The organism is Sphingomonas caseinilytica (assembly GCF_023516455.1).
GTDB lineage: Bacteria > Pseudomonadota > Alphaproteobacteria > Sphingomonadales > Sphingomonadaceae > Sphingomicrobium > Sphingomicrobium caseinilyticum.
The window spans coordinates 80,726-96,453 of sequence record NZ_JAMGBA010000004.1; the positions used below are offsets into that span (position 1 = coordinate 80,726).

The 15,728-nt window shown below is 63.8% G+C and carries 19 protein-coding genes, 1 tRNA gene and 1 pseudogene; 12 read left to right on the forward strand and 9 right to left on the reverse strand.

Going from position 1 to position 15,728, the window contains the following annotated elements; genetic code table 11:
• Positions 1-714: an energy transducer TonB gene (locus LZ496_RS13290; protein WP_249905211.1), complete on the forward strand. Its 714-nt coding sequence runs from the start codon at positions 1-3 to the stop codon at positions 712-714.
• 4 nt (positions 715-718) lie between these two features.
• Here the strand turns inward: LZ496_RS13290 and LZ496_RS13295 are convergent, their stop codons facing one another.
• Both LZ496_RS13295 and LZ496_RS13300 read right to left on the reverse strand, forming a co-directional pair.
• A complete protein-coding gene (locus LZ496_RS13295) occupies positions 719-2,047 on the reverse strand; it encodes a L,D-transpeptidase family protein (protein ID WP_249905212.1) in 1,329 nt (442 codons plus the stop codon).
• Positions 2,047-2,598 carry a hypothetical protein gene (locus LZ496_RS13300; protein ID WP_249905213.1) on the reverse strand — a complete coding sequence of 184 codons (552 nt, stop codon included), beginning with the start codon at positions 2,596-2,598 and terminating at the stop codon, positions 2,047-2,049. Before LZ496_RS13300 ends, LZ496_RS13295 begins: the two co-directional genes overlap by 1 nt.
• Positions 2,599-2,804: 206 nt before the next feature.
• On the opposite strand from LZ496_RS13300, the gene arsC reads away from it, so the two are divergent.
• Together arsC and aat are read left to right on the forward strand one after the other, a co-directional pair.
• Entirely contained in the window at positions 2,805-3,152 is a 348-nt protein-coding gene (gene arsC, locus LZ496_RS13305; protein WP_249905214.1) for an arsenate reductase (glutaredoxin), read from the forward strand.
• A complete protein-coding gene (aat, locus tag LZ496_RS13310) occupies positions 3,149-3,913 on the forward strand; it encodes a leucyl/phenylalanyl-tRNA--protein transferase (RefSeq protein ID WP_249905215.1) in 765 nt (254 codons plus the stop codon). The genes arsC and aat overlap by 4 nt, the downstream gene beginning before the upstream one ends.
• 35 nt (positions 3,914-3,948) lie before the next feature.
• Here the strand turns inward: aat and LZ496_RS13315 are convergent.
• From LZ496_RS13315 to LZ496_RS13340, 5 genes and pseudogenes are all read right to left on the reverse strand, one after another.
• Positions 3,949-4,182: pseudogene (locus tag LZ496_RS13315) on the reverse strand (DUF2155 domain-containing protein); the annotation flags it as partial.
• A gap of 149 nt (positions 4,183-4,331) precedes the next feature.
• Positions 4,332-4,715 carry an NADH:ubiquinone oxidoreductase subunit NDUFA12 gene (locus LZ496_RS13320; RefSeq protein ID WP_249905216.1) on the reverse strand — a complete coding sequence of 128 codons (384 nt, stop codon included), beginning with the start codon at positions 4,713-4,715 and terminating at the stop codon, positions 4,332-4,334.
• A 47-nt stretch (positions 4,716-4,762) separates the two neighbouring features.
• The gene (locus tag LZ496_RS13325) at positions 4,763-5,149 is read right to left on the reverse strand and encodes a DUF192 domain-containing protein (protein WP_366516739.1); all 387 of its coding nucleotides are present in this window, start codon (positions 5,147-5,149) and stop codon (positions 4,763-4,765) included.
• A 74-nt stretch (positions 5,150-5,223) separates the two neighbouring features.
• Positions 5,224-5,766: a cold-shock protein gene (locus tag LZ496_RS13995; RefSeq protein ID WP_283938113.1), complete on the reverse strand. Its 543-nt coding sequence runs from the start codon at positions 5,764-5,766 to the stop codon at positions 5,224-5,226.
• Positions 5,767-5,866: 100 nt separating this feature from the next.
• Positions 5,867-6,403, reverse strand: coding sequence for a regulatory protein RecX (locus LZ496_RS13340; RefSeq protein WP_249905218.1), 537 nt, complete (start codon positions 6,401-6,403; stop codon positions 5,867-5,869).
• 121 nt (positions 6,404-6,524) lie between these two features.
• Here LZ496_RS13340 and LZ496_RS13345 point away from each other — a divergent pair, with 121 nt between their 5' ends.
• The 4 genes from LZ496_RS13345 to nusG all read left to right on the forward strand — a co-directional run bounded on the left by LZ496_RS13345 (position 6,525) and on the right by nusG (position 9,451).
• Positions 6,525-8,291: a fatty acyl-AMP ligase gene (locus LZ496_RS13345; RefSeq protein ID WP_249905219.1), complete on the forward strand. Its 1,767-nt coding sequence runs from the start codon at positions 6,525-6,527 to the stop codon at positions 8,289-8,291.
• A 122-nt stretch (positions 8,292-8,413) separates the two neighbouring features.
• Positions 8,414-8,489, forward strand: a tRNA-Trp gene (locus LZ496_RS13350).
• 209 nt (positions 8,490-8,698) lie between these two features.
• Positions 8,699-8,896 carry a preprotein translocase subunit SecE gene (secE, locus tag LZ496_RS13355; protein WP_249905220.1) on the forward strand — a complete coding sequence of 66 codons (198 nt, stop codon included), beginning with the start codon at positions 8,699-8,701 and terminating at the stop codon, positions 8,894-8,896.
• A gap of 18 nt (positions 8,897-8,914) precedes the next feature.
• Positions 8,915-9,451 (forward strand): transcription termination/antitermination protein NusG, encoded by a 537-nt coding sequence (nusG, locus tag LZ496_RS13360; protein ID WP_249905221.1) that lies wholly within the window; start codon positions 8,915-8,917, stop codon positions 9,449-9,451.
• Positions 9,452-9,466: 15 nt separating this feature from the next.
• Here nusG and LZ496_RS13365 read toward each other — a convergent pair whose 3' ends face one another.
• Positions 9,467-9,952 (reverse strand): hypothetical protein, encoded by a 486-nt coding sequence (locus tag LZ496_RS13365; protein WP_249905222.1) that lies wholly within the window; start codon positions 9,950-9,952, stop codon positions 9,467-9,469.
• 4 nt (positions 9,953-9,956) lie between these two features.
• The gene (locus tag LZ496_RS13370; RefSeq protein WP_249905223.1) at positions 9,957-10,541 is read right to left on the reverse strand and encodes a TetR/AcrR family transcriptional regulator; all 585 of its coding nucleotides are present in this window, start codon (positions 10,539-10,541) and stop codon (positions 9,957-9,959) included.
• Positions 10,542-10,666: 125 nt separating this feature from the next.
• Between LZ496_RS13370 and LZ496_RS14110 the strand changes: the two genes are divergently transcribed.
• The 5 genes from LZ496_RS14110 to LZ496_RS13395 are packed head-to-tail and all read left to right on the forward strand — an operon-like array spanning position 10,667 to position 15,726.
• Positions 10,667-11,296, forward strand: coding sequence for a TetR family transcriptional regulator (locus tag LZ496_RS14110; RefSeq protein ID WP_249905224.1), 630 nt, complete (start codon positions 10,667-10,669; stop codon positions 11,294-11,296).
• Complete coding sequence (locus LZ496_RS13380) at positions 11,293-12,729, forward strand: efflux transporter outer membrane subunit (RefSeq protein ID WP_249905225.1); 1,437 nt, start codon at positions 11,293-11,295, stop codon at positions 12,727-12,729. Before LZ496_RS14110 ends, LZ496_RS13380 begins: the two co-directional genes overlap by 4 nt.
• A complete protein-coding gene (locus LZ496_RS13385) occupies positions 12,726-13,673 on the forward strand; it encodes an HlyD family secretion protein (RefSeq protein ID WP_249905226.1) in 948 nt (315 codons plus the stop codon). Before LZ496_RS13380 ends, LZ496_RS13385 begins: the two co-directional genes overlap by 4 nt.
• Entirely contained in the window at positions 13,670-14,596 is a 927-nt protein-coding gene (locus LZ496_RS13390) for an ABC transporter ATP-binding protein (RefSeq protein WP_249905227.1), read from the forward strand. Before LZ496_RS13385 ends, LZ496_RS13390 begins: the two co-directional genes overlap by 4 nt.
• Positions 14,593-15,726 (forward strand): ABC transporter permease, encoded by a 1,134-nt coding sequence (locus LZ496_RS13395; protein ID WP_249905228.1) that lies wholly within the window; start codon positions 14,593-14,595, stop codon positions 15,724-15,726. The genes LZ496_RS13390 and LZ496_RS13395 overlap by 4 nt, the downstream gene beginning before the upstream one ends.
• The last annotated feature ends 2 nt before the right edge of the window (positions 15,727-15,728 follow it).

Sequence of the window (15,728 nt, forward strand, 5' to 3'; positions counted from 1 at the left end):
ATGCCCGGATACAGCGCTGATCCGACCCGGCCAGACAAGGCGAAGGCGATCGCCGCCGTTGCGCTGGTGTATGCGATGATCATCGGTGCTGCGCTGCTGATGCCATCGGATTCGCCGCTTGGCGTCCGCGAAAGCGACCCGACCGTCCTTATCGACGTGAAGGAAATCCCCGAACCCCAACCACCACCCCCAGAAGAGCCCGGCAAGGCCGAGCTGGAGGAAGGAGCAGCCGGAAAGAAGGCAGAACCGACACCGGTCGTCGCGCCCAAGCCTGCGATCGAATTACCCGCCAAGCCTCCGGTCGTCGCAGCGCCTGTTGCGGGAACCGGCAACGCGGCGACTGCGGGCGCGGCGCAAACCGGCGCCGGCCCCGGTGCAGGCGGATCGGGCACGGGCCGTGGCGGTGGCGGCTCTGGTGGGGGCGGCGGGATCGGCAGCGAGGCACGCCTGCTAGGCGGCAATTCTTCGAAACTGCCGGCACGGCTGTTGCGCGCATTCTCCGCAGACCGTGGCTACGGCTACCTCATGCTGACCGTCGGGGAGAGCGGCCGGGTGACGGACTGCGGCGTCCTCCAGTCCACCGGCAATGACGCCGTCGACCAGGCACTATGCAACCTGATGATCCGGCAAAGCCGCTGGCAACCGGCCCGTGACCGGCAAGGAAATGCGATCAGCGTAAAGGTCCGCTACACCGCCACCTGGTCGAAGAACTAGCCTTCTATCGGACCGCGACCTGACTTGCGTTCGATCCAGCCAACAAGGATCGATCCTTGCCGTAGATGTCCTGATAGAAAGTGACCTGGTCGCCGCTCGCCACGGCTGTTTGATAGATCAAATAGACCGGAAGCGGCTTGGGCAACTCGACCGGCTGTTCGACCGCAGCTCCCCTCCACTCCAGGGGTCTTCCATAAATCCACTGGGCAAGGCGCGGCGCGTCTTCCAACCTGACGCAGCCGCCACTGAACAGCCGCGCATCCTCGTTGAGCAGCTCCTTGTTCGGCGTGTCGTGCAAATAAATGCCCTGCGGATTGGGGAACATGAACTTCATCCGGCCCATCGCATTATGCGGCCCGGGATCCTGGCGCAGGCGGACGAGTATCTTGCCGTCCGCCACCGCTTGCCAGTCGATCATCGACGGGTCGACAGGCTGGGCACGCTCGCCCCAGTCCGACAGCACCACATATCCATTGTCGGCGAGGTAGCTCAGGCCCTGCTTGACCACATGAGGCGCGACCCTTTCCGCAGCTAGGTCCGACGGAATCTGCCAATATGGATTGAGCGCCGTGAACTTGATCGTCGCGGCCATCATTGGGGTCGGCTGGTGTGCCTTCCCAACCACGACCTTCATTTCGTCGACGACCTTGCCGTCTTCGTACATGTAAAGTTTCTGGGCGGCAGTGTTCACCATCACGTAGCGGCCGCCGGCCGGAAGCAAGCGGACCCGCTGAAGGTTGATCCTGATGAGGTCGGCGGACTGGCGATTTCCTACCGTATCCGCTTGCGCAAGCGCGCGCCGCAACTCGGCATATTCGGGATGCATGAACGGCATCGCCCGTAGCCACGTCTCAAGCGATGGAGCCCTTGCAGCGTCGGCGAGCAACTCTTCCGCCGTGGGCGGAGCGGGCACCGCGCCCCGATCGTTGATGATCCAGTCGCCGGTCGGCGCATTCCGAAGGGCAGTGACATAGGAAACTAGTGCTGCGTCCAACAATGCATTGGCTTTGTCGGCCGCAGCAAAGCCGCCGTTCTCGGCCGCCGCCACTGCCCGCTTGAGCTTGTCGGTATTGAACCGCTGAGGATCGAGGCCATCGAGGTTGGAACTTTGAAGCAGCCCGATCAGAAGTTGGGCAGGACGCTCGCCTTCACTGCTGATCCATTGAGGTCCGCCTGAAGCTTCGGAGATCTGTATCGCCGTTACCGCAGCCGCAACCGGTTGCGCGGGAAGCGCGAATAGCAGCGTGCTCGCGACAATAACGGCGAAACCCGCCGGGCGCCTGTGGCGTCCGACGGGCTCCGGCAAAGATCGCAAACGGATCCTTGCGCTCATTAGCCACGCTCACCCGAAGACATTGCGGGTGCTGGTTCGGCGTAACCGGCCGGCTGGCCCTGGTAATATTGGCCATTGTAGACATAGCCATCGGCCTGTCCGTCACGGTCGTTATCGGCCCAAACGGCGCCGGCAAGACCACCAACGGCCGCACCAATCACCGCGCCGGTGATCGGGCTCAGCCCAGGAATGACGGCACCAGCCACGCCACCGATGACAGCGCCGCCAATGGCGCCGGTCGCGACACGGCGAAGCGTCGGATCATAGCCCTGGGGAGTGCCGCTGTAATATTGGCCATTCTGAACATAGCCATCGGCATAGCCGTCATTGTTGTTGTCGGCCCAAACAGCGCCGGCGAGACCGCCGACAGCCGCACCGATAGCGGCGCCTTCAATTACGCTGACGCCCGGAATCACCGCACCGGCAACAACGCCACCGGTCGCGCCGATCGCTGCGCCCTGCGCAATGTCACCGGCTTGTTCGCTGCTCGTTGCACATGCACTGAGCGAAACGGTACCGGCGAGCAGGATCGCGATCATAGATTTACGCATATTCTGACTCCCTTTTGCTTTGTTACCTTGGACCGTGCTCCAGGACCCGACGCCCCCGGCAGCGGTGCACAAGCCACGCTCGCCAAACGAGACAATGATAAGGAGGTTCCGCTAATCTAACGATCTAGGCCTTCGCTTGGGCGTTACCGCTGTTATGCGCGGCCTCTCTGTGGCAGCATTGGAAACCTCGAATGAACGAGTAAGCGATGAAAGCGACAATCTACCATAATCCGATGTGCGGAACGTCCCGCAAGACCTTGGAAATCCTGCGCAATGAGGGCGCAGATGTGACCGTCGTTGAGTATCTGAAAGCACCGCCCAGCCGCCAGGAATTGGAACGGCTGTACGAGCGTGCCGGAATCAGCCCTCGCGAAGGCCTTCGCGCCAAGGAACCGCTCGCCGAAGAACTTGGCCTTACCGGCGAAGAAGCAACCGACGATGAAATTCTCGACGCGATGATGGAACATCCGATCCTCATCCAGCGTCCTTTGGTGGAGACGGAAAAAGGTGCGGGGCTGTGCCGCCCGCAAGAGGAAGTGCGTAAACTGCTATGAGCGAGGGCCTGGATCCGCGGATGCTGTTGAGGGGCTATGCCGCGGGCATATTCCCGATGGCCGACAGCCGCGATGCAGGCGACATCTTCTGGGTCGAACCGCGCAATCGCGCGATCATCCCGCTCGACGACTTCCATTTGTCGCACTCGCTTGCGAAGCGGGTCAGGTCGGACCGCTATACCGTCACCCGCGATCGCGCCTTCCACCAGGTTCTCCTGGCTTGCGCCGACCGTTCGGAAACCTGGATCAACTCGATCATCGAGCGGGCCACTCTCGGCCTTCACGCCGTCGGTCACGCCCATTCGATCGAATGCTGGCACGATGGCGAACTGGTGGGCGGCCTCTATGGCGTGAAGCTTGGCCGGGCCTTCTTCGGCGAATCCATGTTCAGCCTAATGACCGATGCCTCAAAGGTCGCGCTGGCCTGGCTCGTCGCCCGACTTCGGGTCGGCAATTTCACACTGCTCGATTGCCAGTTCATCACACCCCACCTCGCGTCGCTAGGTGCGACGACGGTCGATCGCGGGCATTATGTCGGATTGCTGGGCGCCGCATTATCCTCGGCGGGCGTGGCAGGCGGAGGAGGTGCGCTATCCTCGTTTGGCGCCGGCGCAGCTTCCGACGTCGGATCGGTGGCCTCCACCGAGTTGCCGCCGCCGGAATTCGAAGCGCTGGACCGGCTGCTCGAGCGCGCCGGCGCTGATGGCGCCGCCGGCCCGCCGGGCCAGCTCATCGCACAGCTTTTGGGCCATACGTCGTAAACCGCGTCTTCAACCACGTTGAGCGACGGGCTCTCCTTGTAGAGCCAGCCCGAGAATTTCCTGACCCACTGGCCGTCCGACCGTAGCCGGTCGACCTGGACATAGGCACCGGTCAGCTTTTCGACTTCCCACGGTGCCGTTGCCTCGCAAGCGCGCAGGCGGACAACAACGTCCTTCACACGCATCGCCTGGCCGGGCCGCAAGGTAAGGTCGCGGACGATGCCGTTTCGCTTGTTCAAGAGGCCGATGACCGCGACCCGCTGGGCCATCGGCGTTACGCCGGGCTGCTCGCCCGATGCCCGCGGAACGTCGATGGTGACCGGCTGATTGCCTTCCGGTTCGGCTTGCTGGGCGCGATCGCACCCTGCCGCAGCGAACGCCATTACAACTGGCAGGAGGGCACGGTGCCAAGTCACGCCTATTCGGGCTTCCACGCCTCATAGTCGCCTGTCGAAGCAGGCCGAACACCCTTGGCTGCCAGCGATCCGCCCGGCCGATAAGCCGCCATCGTGCCGGTAAGGTTCGGCTCTGGCGTCAGTTCGAAATTGCGGCGCGAGGGAAGCGATTTTTCAGGCAGGTCGTCGATCGTGCCGCGAAGCCATGCATTCCACCCCGGCGGAACGCGGCTGCTGTCATTCGAACCGTCGTAGATCACCCAGCGCCGTGCCGGGTCCTTGCGATGGCGGAAATAGATGTTTCCAGCCTCATCGCGGCCGACCTCTTCGCCATTGCGGCGTGATGTGATTGTCGTGCCGAGCGAGGCACCTTCCCACCAGGTGAAGAGGTTCTTGAACATACCCATGGCCGCGCCTTTGCCGCGTTACTTCGACCTAGGCAAGGAGCATATTGTCACCACTCGACCTTGTCGCCGGGCTTGATGCCCAGTTCGGCCGATCGACCACCGGCGATTTCCAGCACGGCAGCGACCGGTCCGTCGGATGGTACAGGCTCTTCCGAATAGGGCACGGTGTTGGCCGCGATGTTCGCGATGCTCCCGTCCGCCCGGACGAAGATCATGTCGAGCGGGATCAGCGTGTTCCTCATCCAGAAGCTGGCGTCCCGCGGCGGATCGAACGGGAAGATCATGCCCCGGTCCGGGGCAAGCTTGTTGCGATACATGAGACCCATCGCCTGTTCCTCGGAGGTCTTGGCAACTTCGACGGTAAAGCGGTGCTTGCCTGTGGACGATGTGACTGTCAGCGGAACCTGTTCCAGGCCGGCAGGCGACTGGCTCACTTCAACGGCGTTTGATGCGGACGGCTGGCAAGCGGCGAGGCTGGCGACCATGCCGAGGGCAACCGCCCGGGCGATCAGGATTCGCGGAGTTCGACTGCGGTCAGGCCCTTGCGGCCCTCCGCGATCCGTGCCTGCAATTGCTGGCCCGGCTGAAGGTCGATGATCTGCGACTGCCGAACCGTCTCCATGTGGACGAAGATGTCCTCTCCATCCGCTCCGTCGACCACCCGGTTCAGGAAGCCGTAGCCTTTCACGCGATTGAACCATTTGACCTCCACCGACTCATACTCGCCCGCGGCGTCCGACAATGCCTTGCGGTCCGCGCGCTCGGCCGATGAATGGACCGGGCGGGGCGGTAACGGCAAGGCCGTCGAAAGGTCGATGGAAAGAATCTTGCGCGCCTGGAAGCCGCGATCCTGATGCGCGGCGATGCATTCGACCGTGGCGCCTTCCGGAAGCGACCGGCGGCCATGCTCTTTCAGGACGCTGAAATGGACGAGGATGTCGCCCTCGCAATCGTCGGAAACCAGGAATCCGAATCCACGCGTCGCGTCGAACCATTTGACGCGACCCGTACATTGCTGACCTTCAGGAAGCGGATCAGTAGCCGTGGACATAATCTCCTCCGGCATTCCTTCCTGAGTCGTTTCGTAACTCAAACGCTGCACATTCGCCCCTTAACACTATCCGCTGTGTCGTGGAACCGACATAACTTGATTAACGCATGTTAAACAAGCTGGTGAAATCCGGATTTTCCCCGGGATTCAAGTCAGTAATAGCTTTGGCCAGCGCAAAGCGATGACCGGCGCGAACCATTGCGGCAATTGCCTTTTCTCGTTCCTGGGGCGTCGGCTTGATTGCGCGAAAAGGTCCGATCGATCGCCGGCTTGCGAACTTGAGCGCGGCTGCGACCGCCCCCTCCTCGGCAAGCTGGCGCGCGTCCGCGCCCTTCTCCTCGTCTATCCCGGCGATCGTCAGCGCCTGGCGAACCCGCCGTTCGCCATAGCCTCGTCCGGTCAGTGAGCGGGCCTTGGACAGAGCATACGCCCGGTCATCGATGTAACCCAGGCTCACCATCCGGTCCGCCAACTCTTCGACACCGGGTTCATGGGCACCGTCCCACCCCCGCTCGCGCAGCTTTCGGTGCAGGTAGACGAGGAGTTTCGACCGGCTGGTGGCGAACCTGCCGACGTAGTTTAGCGCCATTTCCTCTAGCTTTCCCGGCGTCAGCGGAGGACGGGTTTTGCGAGGCATTTGGGCGGGCATGGCCATGTTTGTGCCACAGTCCCGCACCATCAGGCAAAAAGGCCCGCGGTAAGACGGGTCCGCCGGCGTGTGCGCCGGGTTCATGAACTTAAACTACAGGATTTGCCGCGTGCTCGACCGGAACGTGAGGATCGACACCAGCCTTGCACTTGAAGGCTATACGCCCACGCTGGATCGCCATCCTCGCCGCATTGCGGATTTCGCGACGCTTGGCGAGGCGCTCGACTATGCGGCGGAAGGCAGCCGCGGCATGAATTTCCATGACGCTCGCGGGAACCTGCTCCGCGCCTATCCCTATTCCGAGCTTCGCCAGGATGCGCTCGGCCATGCACGCCGGTTCATCTCGCTTGGCCTGAAGAAGGGTGATCGGCTGGCCCTGATCGCCGAAACCGGACCCGAGTTCGCTGCCTGTTTCTTCGGCGCCATATATGCCGGGCTGTGGCCGGTCCCGCTGCCCCTGCCGACAAGCTTCGGCGGTCGCGACGCCTATGTCGATCAGTTGGTCGTCATGCTGTCGAGCAGCGACCCGCAGCTATTCCTCTTCCCGGAAGAGCTCGCCGAATTCGCTACCGCCGCAGCCGAGAAGCAAGGCGTTGCGGCTCGCAACTGGGAAAGCCTTTCCGAAATCGAACCGGCAGGAGCCTTGGCTCTTCCGGAATCCGGTCAGGACGAGATCGCCTATCTCCAATATTCGAGCGGCTCGACCCGCTTCCCGCATGGCGTCGCCGTCACGCACCGGGCCTTGCTCGACAACCTTCATTCGCATGGCGTCGCGACCGAGATCCAGGACACGGACCGCTGCATCAGCTGGCTGCCCTGGTACCATGACATGGGCCTCGTCGGCTGCATGTTGTCGCCACTCGCGCTGCAGGTTTCGTCCGATTATCTGAAGACCGAGGATTTCGCTCGCCGTCCGTTGGCGTGGCTTGACCTCATCAGCCGCAACCCCGGTACTTCGCTCTCCTATTCGCCGACCTTCGGCTACGACATCTGCTCGCGCCGGATGAGCTCGCAGACCCGCGCTGCCGACCGGTTCGACCTGTCGCGCTGGCGGCTGGCTGGAAACGGCGCCGACATGATCCGCCCGGACGTGATGCAGGCGTTCGTCGACAGCTTTGCCGATGCAGGCTTCAAGGCCGGCGCCTTCTGCCCCAGCTACGGCCTCGCGGAAGCGACCCTCGCCGTGTCGATCATGCCGCCGGGCGAAGGCATCCGCCTCGAACTGGTGGAGGAAAGCGAGCTGTCGGGCGCCGGAACGCCGGCACAGGAACGTCCACGCCGCTACCGCGCGATCGTCAATTGCGGAAAGCCGGTGAAGGGCATGGAAATCGAGATCCGCGGAAACGACGGCGAATTGCTGCCGGATCGCGGCATCGGCAAGGTGTGGGTGCGCGGCAGCGCTGTCATGGTCGGCTATTACCGGGATCCGGAAGCGACCGAGGCGTGCATGAAGGACGGTTGGCTGGACACCGGCGACATGGGCTACATGTCCGGCGGTTACATTTTCATCGTCGGCCGCGCCAAGGACATGATCATCATCAACGGCAAGAACCACTGGCCGCAGGATATTGAGTGGGCCGTCGAGCAGCTTCCCGGATTCAAGTCGGGCGATATCGCCGCCTTCGCGATCACCGGCCCGTCCGGCGAGGAAACGCCGGCGGTGCTGGTCCACTGCCGCGTCAGCGATCCCGAGGAGCGCGGCCGCCTTCGCGACGACATCAAGGAACGCGTCCGCGCCATCACCGGCATCACCCCGGTGGTCGAGCTGGTGCCGCCGCGCACCCTGCCCCGCACTTCGTCGGGCAAGCTGTCGCGGACCAAGGCGCGTAACCTGTATCTGACCGGTGAAATCGTTCCGTACGATATCGCCGCTTAAGCCGTCATTGCGAGGAGCGTAGCGACGCGGCAATCCAGACTGGATTGTTTCGCTTCGCTCGCAATGACGAAATGCGGCCCTTGCGCCGTTCGACAAGGCACATTAGGTCGCGGCCACGGCCTAGGGGTATAGCTCAGTTGGTAGAGCATCGGTCTCCAAAACCGAGGGTCGTGGGTTCGAGTCCCTCTGCCCCTGCCAGGTCAAAGCAAGGCGCGTAGCTGAGCGAAGCGAAGCAGCGTCGCCGGTCCACGAAGTGGATGCGGAGCTACCCGGCCAGCCTCGCGGTGCGAGGACTGACGTCATGGGATTTACTCCCATGACGGGCTGGTTTAATGCGCTCCCACGATCGAGGTCCGGCGGGGTGTCCGCGGACCTCGTTTTTCTATCTGTTTTTGAAGGCTCGAGCATTGGCAAAGGTAACTCCCGGCGAATTCATCCGGCAGGTGCGCGCTGAAGGCGCCAAGGTTGTCTGGCCGTCGATGAAGGAGACGCGGACGACGGCGATCATGGTTCTCATCATGACCTCGCTGCTCGCCATCTTCTTCCTGGGCGTCGATTCGGCGTTCAGCGCGATCGTCCAGTTCCTCCTCGGCCTGCTCGGCTAAAGACTTACAGGAATTCCAATGTCCCGCTGGTACATCATTCACGCCTACTCCGGTTTCGAGAACAAGGTTCGCGACGCGATCATGTCCGAAGCCAAGCGCCTCGGCCTGGAAAGCCTGGTCGAGGCCGTCGAGGTCCCGACCGAAACGGTGACCGAGATCAAGCGCGGCAAGAAGGTGCAGGCGGAACGCAAGTTCATGCCCGGCTACGTCCTCGCCAAGCTGGCGATGAACGACGACGTCTATCACCTGGTGAAGAACACGCCGAAGGTGACGGGTTTCCTCGGCCCCAACGGCAAACCGCAGGCGATCCCCGACGCGCAGGCGCACCGCATGCTCGACACCAAGGAAGAGGCTGCTGCGGCGCCCAAGACCAAGATCAAGGTCGACTATGAGATCGGCGATGCGGTCAAGGTACTCGACGGCCCGTTCGCAAGCTTCAACGGCGTGGTGGAAGAGCTCGATTTCGACCGCGCCCGTGTGAAGGTCAGCGTCTCGATCTTCGGCCGCGCAACGCCGGTCGAGCTCGAATTCGAGCAGGTCGAACGCGTCAAGTAAGCTTGGCCGCCGGAGCTATTGTGCTCCGGCTCCCGGTCTGTCCGTCCTGCGATAGACCACCGTCCGGTTCATCGAAGGCATCTGGATCGATGAGGTAATGGCCTCATAGGCATCCGTGCCCTTTCGCTGCCAATGGGTGGCTATGCTGGCTTCGCTGCCGTCGGGACTCCGGTACTTTTCCTCGCCGAAGTCGAGCTTGTCGCCCACGGGCTTCATCGATCCGCGGCTGACTCCGCCCAGCGAATTCCAATAGGTATAGCTGACCGCCTGGCCTTCGCGGCTGTAGATGGTTTCGCCCCGATAAACGCCCTTCGTGCCCGTAACCTCATGGCGGTCGCGGATGTGCTGCCCGTCGTAGACGGTCTCGAAACAGTGCCGGTCGGTTTCCCCGCCCTGGAACCTTCCTTCCCAGCAATGTCCGATCAGGAACGCCATCGGCTCGAATGCCGGCTGGAGCGCTGGAGCATTTGCCGCAATCGCGGCTGCGAACAGGATTAGCATCGGCCTACTCCTTCCTCAGTTGATCAATGTGCTGGCGAAGCTGCGCGACGGCACGGTCGAAATAGGCGACGTCGCGAAATGTGCGGGTCTGCATCACCGCGCCTTCCATCACGGTCAGCGTCAATTCGGCCAGCGCCCGTACATCGGTTTCCGGCCGCAAATCCGCCTGCTCCAGGCATTCGCGAACGGCATCGGTCCAGGCGGTGAAGTTGGCGGCCATCAGCTCCCGGACCTCGGGATCGGGCTCGTGAAGTTCCAGCGCCAGGCTGCCGATCGGACAGCCGTAGAAACAATCCGTGTCGACCAATGCACGGCGATAGCCTGCCAGCAAGGCGAATATCTTCTCGATTGGATCGTCGACGCCGTTCCAGGCGGGATTGAGCAAGGCCGGGCCTATCCCGTCGCGATAGGCTTCGAGCACCGCGACCAGCAGCTCCTGCTTACCCTTGAAGAAATAGTAGAGGCTGCCGCTGTTGACCTTGGCGGTTTCGAGGATGTCCGAAATTGAGGTCGAGCCGTAACCCTTGCGCCAGAACAGCTCCATCGCCGCCTGGACGATCCGATCGCGAGTTGTCGGCGGCGAGTCCATTTCGTCATTGTTAGTTGAACGTTCAATCAAGTCAATCCGCCCGGCCGTTCCGTGGCCGAATCATTTTCTGCTTTTCCAGCGACGCCTCATGAGTTAATAACTGACCGGTCAGTTAGGAGCGACTCGTGAAATCACCACGTTGGCAGAGACGAGCAGAAGATCGGCCGCGCGAAATTTGCGCGGCGGCGCTGGAAGTCTTTGCCGAAAAGGGATTTGCCGCCGCCAAGCTGGAGGAAATCGCCAAGCGCGCCGGCGTGTCGAAGGGCACGCTCTACCTCTATTTCGAGGATAAGGAGCAGCTGTTCCGCGCCGTGGTGCGCAATACTGTCGTGCCGAATGTGGAGAACCTCCAGGCGGCCCTCATCCAGACCGGCCTGCCCTTCGCCGACCTCATCCGCCTGTTCCTGTCGCAGTTCGTCGCAATGACCGGCCAGGTCCCGGTCGGCGCAGTCGCCAAGATGGTCATCAGCGAATCCCGCAACTTCCCGAAGCTCGCCAAGGTCTGGCATGACGAGGTGGTGTCCAAGGGCCTCGGCACGATCCGGGCTCTCATCGAGATGGCCCAGGCCAAGGGAGAGGTGCGCCAAGGCGATGCCCGCCTGTACACCTTCACCTTGATGGGGCCGATGCTGATGGGGGTAATCTATCGCGAGACGTTGGAGCCGATCGGCGGCGAACCGCTCGATCTGGCCGCGCTCGCCAGCCAGCATGCGGACGCCGTCCTGGCTGGGCTACTGACGGAGGAAGCGCGATGAAGCGCTCCATTATTCTCGCCAGCTTGCTGCTCGGCGCATGCACCGTCGGTCCCGACTATGCGGAGCCGCAGGTCGCCGTGCCCGCCAACTACCTCGAAGCGCCGGCCAGCGAAGCAGCAACCCTCGACCGCTGGTGGCAGGGCTTTGGCGATGGCGAGCTGACCGCGCTCATCGATCGCGCTCTTTCCGGCAACCTCGACATCGAACTGGCGACCGCCCGCATCCGCGAGGCGCGCGCAATGGAACGTGTTGCCGGCGCCAGCTCGTCCCCACAGGTCGCGGCCCAGGGGTCGGTTACGCGTCAGCGGATCAGCGAAAATGCCTTCCCCGTCCCGCCTGTACCCGGCGGCAGCGGAGCCGGCGGCGGCCTTGTTCTCGGCGAGGAATTCACAACCTGGCGCGCCGGCTTCGACGCGAGTTGGGAGCTCGACCTGTTCGGACGCAACCGCCGCGAACGCGAGGCGGCCGCGGCCCGCACCGGCAGCGCCGTCTGGAGCCGCCGCGACGCGGAAGTGACGGTCGCCGCCGAGGTCGCCGACGCCTACGTCCGCCTGCGCGCCTACCAGGCGCTGAAGGCCAATGCCGAAGCCGAACTCGCCCGCCTCCAACGTTTCGAACAGTTGGTCGATGCCCGCACACGCGGAGGGCTGGTCACCGGCCAGGACCTCGAGCAGCAGAAGTCGGAACGCGCAGCCGCGGCCGCCGCGATCCCGGTCCTTGAGGCTCAAGCGAAGGCGGAGATCCACGCGCTCGGCGTCCTGACCGGACAGTCCCCGGACGCCTTGGCCGCCGAGCTCGCACCGACCGCAGCGCTCCCTACCCCACCAGTCATTCCGGCCGGCGTTCCATCCGACCTGCTCCGCCGCCGCCCCGATATTCGCGCGGCCGAACGCGACCTTGCCGCCTCGACCGCCGACATCGGCGTCGCCGTCGCCGACTTCTACCCCCGCTTCTCGCTAACCGCCGCTCCGGCGATGGTCAGCACAGCGCTGGGCGCCTTGCTCGAGTGGGGCAGCCGCAGCTTCAGTGCGGGCGCGGCGCTCGATTGGCCGATCTTCGACGGCGGCCGTCGCAAGGCCAATATCGAGGTCCAGAACGCCCGCCAGGAACAGGCGATGATTGCCTATCGGCGGACGGTCCTCACCGGCCTTCAGGACGTCGAGGATAGCTTGAGCCGCATCGCGGGGAACCGGAGCCAACTGGCCGAGCTGGAACAGGCCGTCGTAAACGCTACCCGCGCCGAGGACATCGCCCGCACCCGCTATCGCGGCGGCCTCGTCACCTTCTCGGATGTTCTCGTGGCGCAATCGCGCCGGCTCTCGCTCGAAGAGCAAGTGATCAACACGAAATCCGCGATGGCACGCGACACGGTGGCGCTAGTGAAGGCGCTCGGCGGCGGCTGGTCGGACGAAAATACGGAGAATGTTCAATGACCCGGGGGCCAAAGATCCTCATCCTGCTCGTGGTGATCGCCGGCGCGGCGTTCCTCGCCTGGCGGCTGTTCGGCCCCGGTCCGCGCGAGCGCTATCTGTCCGGCTACATCGAGGGCGAAAGTCTGTTCCTTGCCGCGCCGGTAGCCGGCACCATCAGCGCGATCCGCGCCGAGGAAGGGCAGCGCGTCGCCGCCGGTGCGCAGCTGTTCGCGATCGACCCCGCGACCCTCTCCGCGCAAGGCGATCAGGCCCAGGCCCAGATCGCCGAAGCGCGCACCCAGATCGCTTCGGCACAGGCCAACGCACAGCAGGCCGAAGCCGAAGCCACCGCTGCCGCAACCGACGTCGACAAGGCGCAGCGCGACCTTAATCGCCTGCTGTCGGTCCGCCGCGACGATGCCGCCGCCGTGGCCGGAACCGACATCGACGCCGCCCAGGCTGCCCTTCGTGAAGCTTCCGCACGCCTCCGCGCCGCCCGGGAAACCGCGTCCGCCCGCCGTTCCCAGATCGCTGCCGCCCGCGCCCAGGAAAGCCAGGCGCGCGGCGGTTCGCGCGAGGTGGATATCCGCGTCGGCCAATTGTCGCCCCCCGCACCTTCCGCCGGCCGCGTCGAGGAAGTCTATTTCCGCCCCGGCGAATGGGCCGCTGCCAATCAGCCGGTCGTCAGCCTTCTCCCCGACGACCGCATCAAGGTCCGCTTCTTCGTCCCCGAAAAGGAAGTCGCCCGATATCGCCCCGGCACCAGCGTCCGCTTCTCCTGCGACGGCTGCGCTTCCGGTCTGTCGGCGAAGATCAGCTACGTTAGCCCCCGGCCGGAATTCACGCCGCCGGTCATCTTCAGCCGCGACAGCCGCGACCGGCTGGTGTTTATGGTCGAGGCGCTTCCTGCCAAGCCCGCCAACCTGATGCCGGGCCTGCCGGTCGACGTGGTGCCGCTGCCGTGACGTTCGCGATCGATGTCCAGGGCCTGAGCAAGCGCTTCGGCGACCATCAGGCGGTCGACAATGTCTCGCTGCAGATCAAGCAGGGCCATATCACCGGCTTCCTCGGTCCCAACGGCTCCGGCAAGACGACCAGCTTGCGCATGCTCTGCGGCCTACTGACCCCTGACAGCGGAACCGGCCAGGTGCTGGGCCTGGACTTCCCGCGCGAAGCCGAAGCGATCAAGCGCCAGACCGGCTACATGACCCAGAAATTCTCCCTCTACGAAGACCTCACGATCGAGGAGAATCTCGCGTTCATCGCCCGGGTCTACGAGCTGGACCGAATGTCGGCCCGGGTTGACGAAACCCTCGAAACCATCGGCCTCACCCATCGCCGCAAACAGCTTGCCGGACAGCTTTCAGGCGGCTGGAAGCAGCGCCTCGCACTTGCGGCCGCGGTGATGCACGAACCCAAACTATTGCTGCTCGATGAGCCGACCGCAGGCGTCGATCCACAGGCCCGCCGCGGTTTCTGGGACAATATTCACCGGCTCGCCGACGAAGGCATGACCGTCCTCGTTTCGACCCACTATATGGATGAAGCCGAGCGCTGCCACGAGATCGCATACATCTTCAACGGCAAGCTCATCGCGCGAGGCACGGGGGACTCGGTCATCGCCGAATCCGGCCTCATCACCTATGAAGCCGAAGGCCCTCGGGCCGACCGGCTGGGCCGCGAATTTACCGGCAAGCCGGGCGTTGAAATGGTCGCCCCGTTCGGGACGGCCCTTCATGTCAGCGGCACCGACCGTGCCAAGCTCGAAGCCGCGATCCAGCCATTCCGGCGCGATCCCTATGTCTGGACCGAAGTCCAGCCGACCCTCGAAGATGTGTTCATCAACCTGATGCGCATCCATGCCCCTGCCGAGGTTCGGGCAGCATGATGGGCCTTTCCCTTTCGCGCATGGTCGCGGTGCTGGCCAAGGAGTTTACCCAGCTGGTCCGCGACCGGCTGACCTATGCCATGATCATCGGCATCCCCGTCGTCCAGCTGCTGCTGTTCGGCTATGCGATCAACACCGATCCAAAGCATCTGCCGACCGCCGTCCTTGTCCAGGACCAGGGCCAGTTCTCACGCTCCATCCTCGGCTCGCTCCAGCGCAGCGACTATTTCAGCATCGATCATGTCGCCCGCACGCCTGAGGAGATGAACAAGCTTATCGAACGCGGCGAGGTCCAGTTCGCGATCACCATTCCCGGCGATTTCACGCGCCGCGTCGTCCGCCGGGACAAGGCCCAGATCCTGGTCGAGGCGGACGCTTCGGACCCGGCCGCCACCGGCGCCGCCGTTGCCGCGCTTGCATCGCTTCCGGCGGAAGGATTGAAACATGTTTTGAAGGGCTCGCTGGCGACGATCAATCCGGCCGCCGACCCGTTCGAGGTCGTTGTCCAGCGGCGCTACAATCCGGAGAGCATCACCAGCTACAACATCGTCCCCGGATTGGTGGCGATGGTCCTCACCATGACCCTCGTCATGATGACCTCGCTCGCCATGACGCGGGAAACGGAGCGCGGGACGATGGAAACCTTGCTCTCCACGCCGCTCCGACCGCTCGAAGTCATGGTCGGCAAGCTCACGCCTTTCGTGGTCGTCGGAATCATCCAGGCGACGCTGGTCATCACCCTCGCGCGCCTGCTGTTCGGCGTGCCGATGGCGGGCGGCTGGGCCGCGCTGATCCTCGGCCTGTTCCTGTTCATCGTCGGCAGCCTTTCGCTCGGCTTCCTCGTCTCCACGCTGGCCCGCAACCAGCTCCAGGCGATGCAGATGAGCTTCTTCTACTTCCTGCCGTCGATCCTGCTGTCGGGCTTCCTGTTCCCCTTCCGCGGGATGCCCGAATGGGCCCAATGGCTGGGCTCGATCCTGCCGGTCACCCACATGCTCCGCGTCGTCCGCGGCGCCATGCTGAAGGGCGTCGGCATCGCCGAAGCCGCCCCCAGCCTCGGCGCGCTGGCCCTGTTCGTTGTCATCGTGGCGGGGATTGCGGTGAAGAAGTACCGGACGACCCTGGACTAGCT

Bases quoted from the DNA above. Each gene is read 5' to 3' on its own strand.
- LZ496_RS13320 (WP_249905216.1), bottom strand. From the start codon at position 4,715: ATGGGTATGTTCAAGAACCTCTTCACCTGGTGGGAAGGTGCCTCGCTC.
- LZ496_RS13295 (WP_249905212.1), bottom strand. From the start codon at position 2,047: ATGAGCGCAAGGATCCGTTTGCGATCTTTGCCGGAGCCCGTCGGACGC.
- nusG (WP_249905221.1), top strand. From the start codon at position 8,915: ATGTCCCGCTGGTACATCATTCACGCCTACTCCGGTTTCGAGAACAAG.
- LZ496_RS13995 (WP_283938113.1), bottom strand. From the start codon at position 5,766: ATGTCCACGGCTACTGATCCGCTTCCTGAAGGTCAGCAATGTACGGGT.
- LZ496_RS13370 (WP_249905223.1), bottom strand. From the start codon at position 10,541: ATGGACTCGCCGCCGACAACTCGCGATCGGATCGTCCAGGCGGCGATG.
- LZ496_RS13385 (WP_249905226.1), top strand. From the start codon at position 12,726: ATGACCCGGGGGCCAAAGATCCTCATCCTGCTCGTGGTGATCGCCGGC.
- LZ496_RS13290 (WP_249905211.1), top strand. From the start codon at position 1: ATGCCCGGATACAGCGCTGATCCGACCCGGCCAGACAAGGCGAAGGCG.
- LZ496_RS13380 (WP_249905225.1), top strand. From the start codon at position 11,293: ATGAAGCGCTCCATTATTCTCGCCAGCTTGCTGCTCGGCGCATGCACC.
- LZ496_RS13340 (WP_249905218.1), bottom strand. From the start codon at position 6,403: ATGCCTCGCAAAACCCGTCCTCCGCTGACGCCGGGAAAGCTAGAGGAA.
- LZ496_RS13395 (WP_249905228.1), top strand. From the start codon at position 14,593: ATGATGGGCCTTTCCCTTTCGCGCATGGTCGCGGTGCTGGCCAAGGAG.
- aat (WP_249905215.1), top strand. From the start codon at position 3,149: ATGAGCGAGGGCCTGGATCCGCGGATGCTGTTGAGGGGCTATGCCGCG.
- LZ496_RS13300 (WP_249905213.1), bottom strand. From the start codon at position 2,598: ATGCGTAAATCTATGATCGCGATCCTGCTCGCCGGTACCGTTTCGCTC.
- LZ496_RS13365 (WP_249905222.1), bottom strand. From the start codon at position 9,952: ATGCTAATCCTGTTCGCAGCCGCGATTGCGGCAAATGCTCCAGCGCTC.
- arsC (WP_249905214.1), top strand. From the start codon at position 2,805: ATGAAAGCGACAATCTACCATAATCCGATGTGCGGAACGTCCCGCAAG.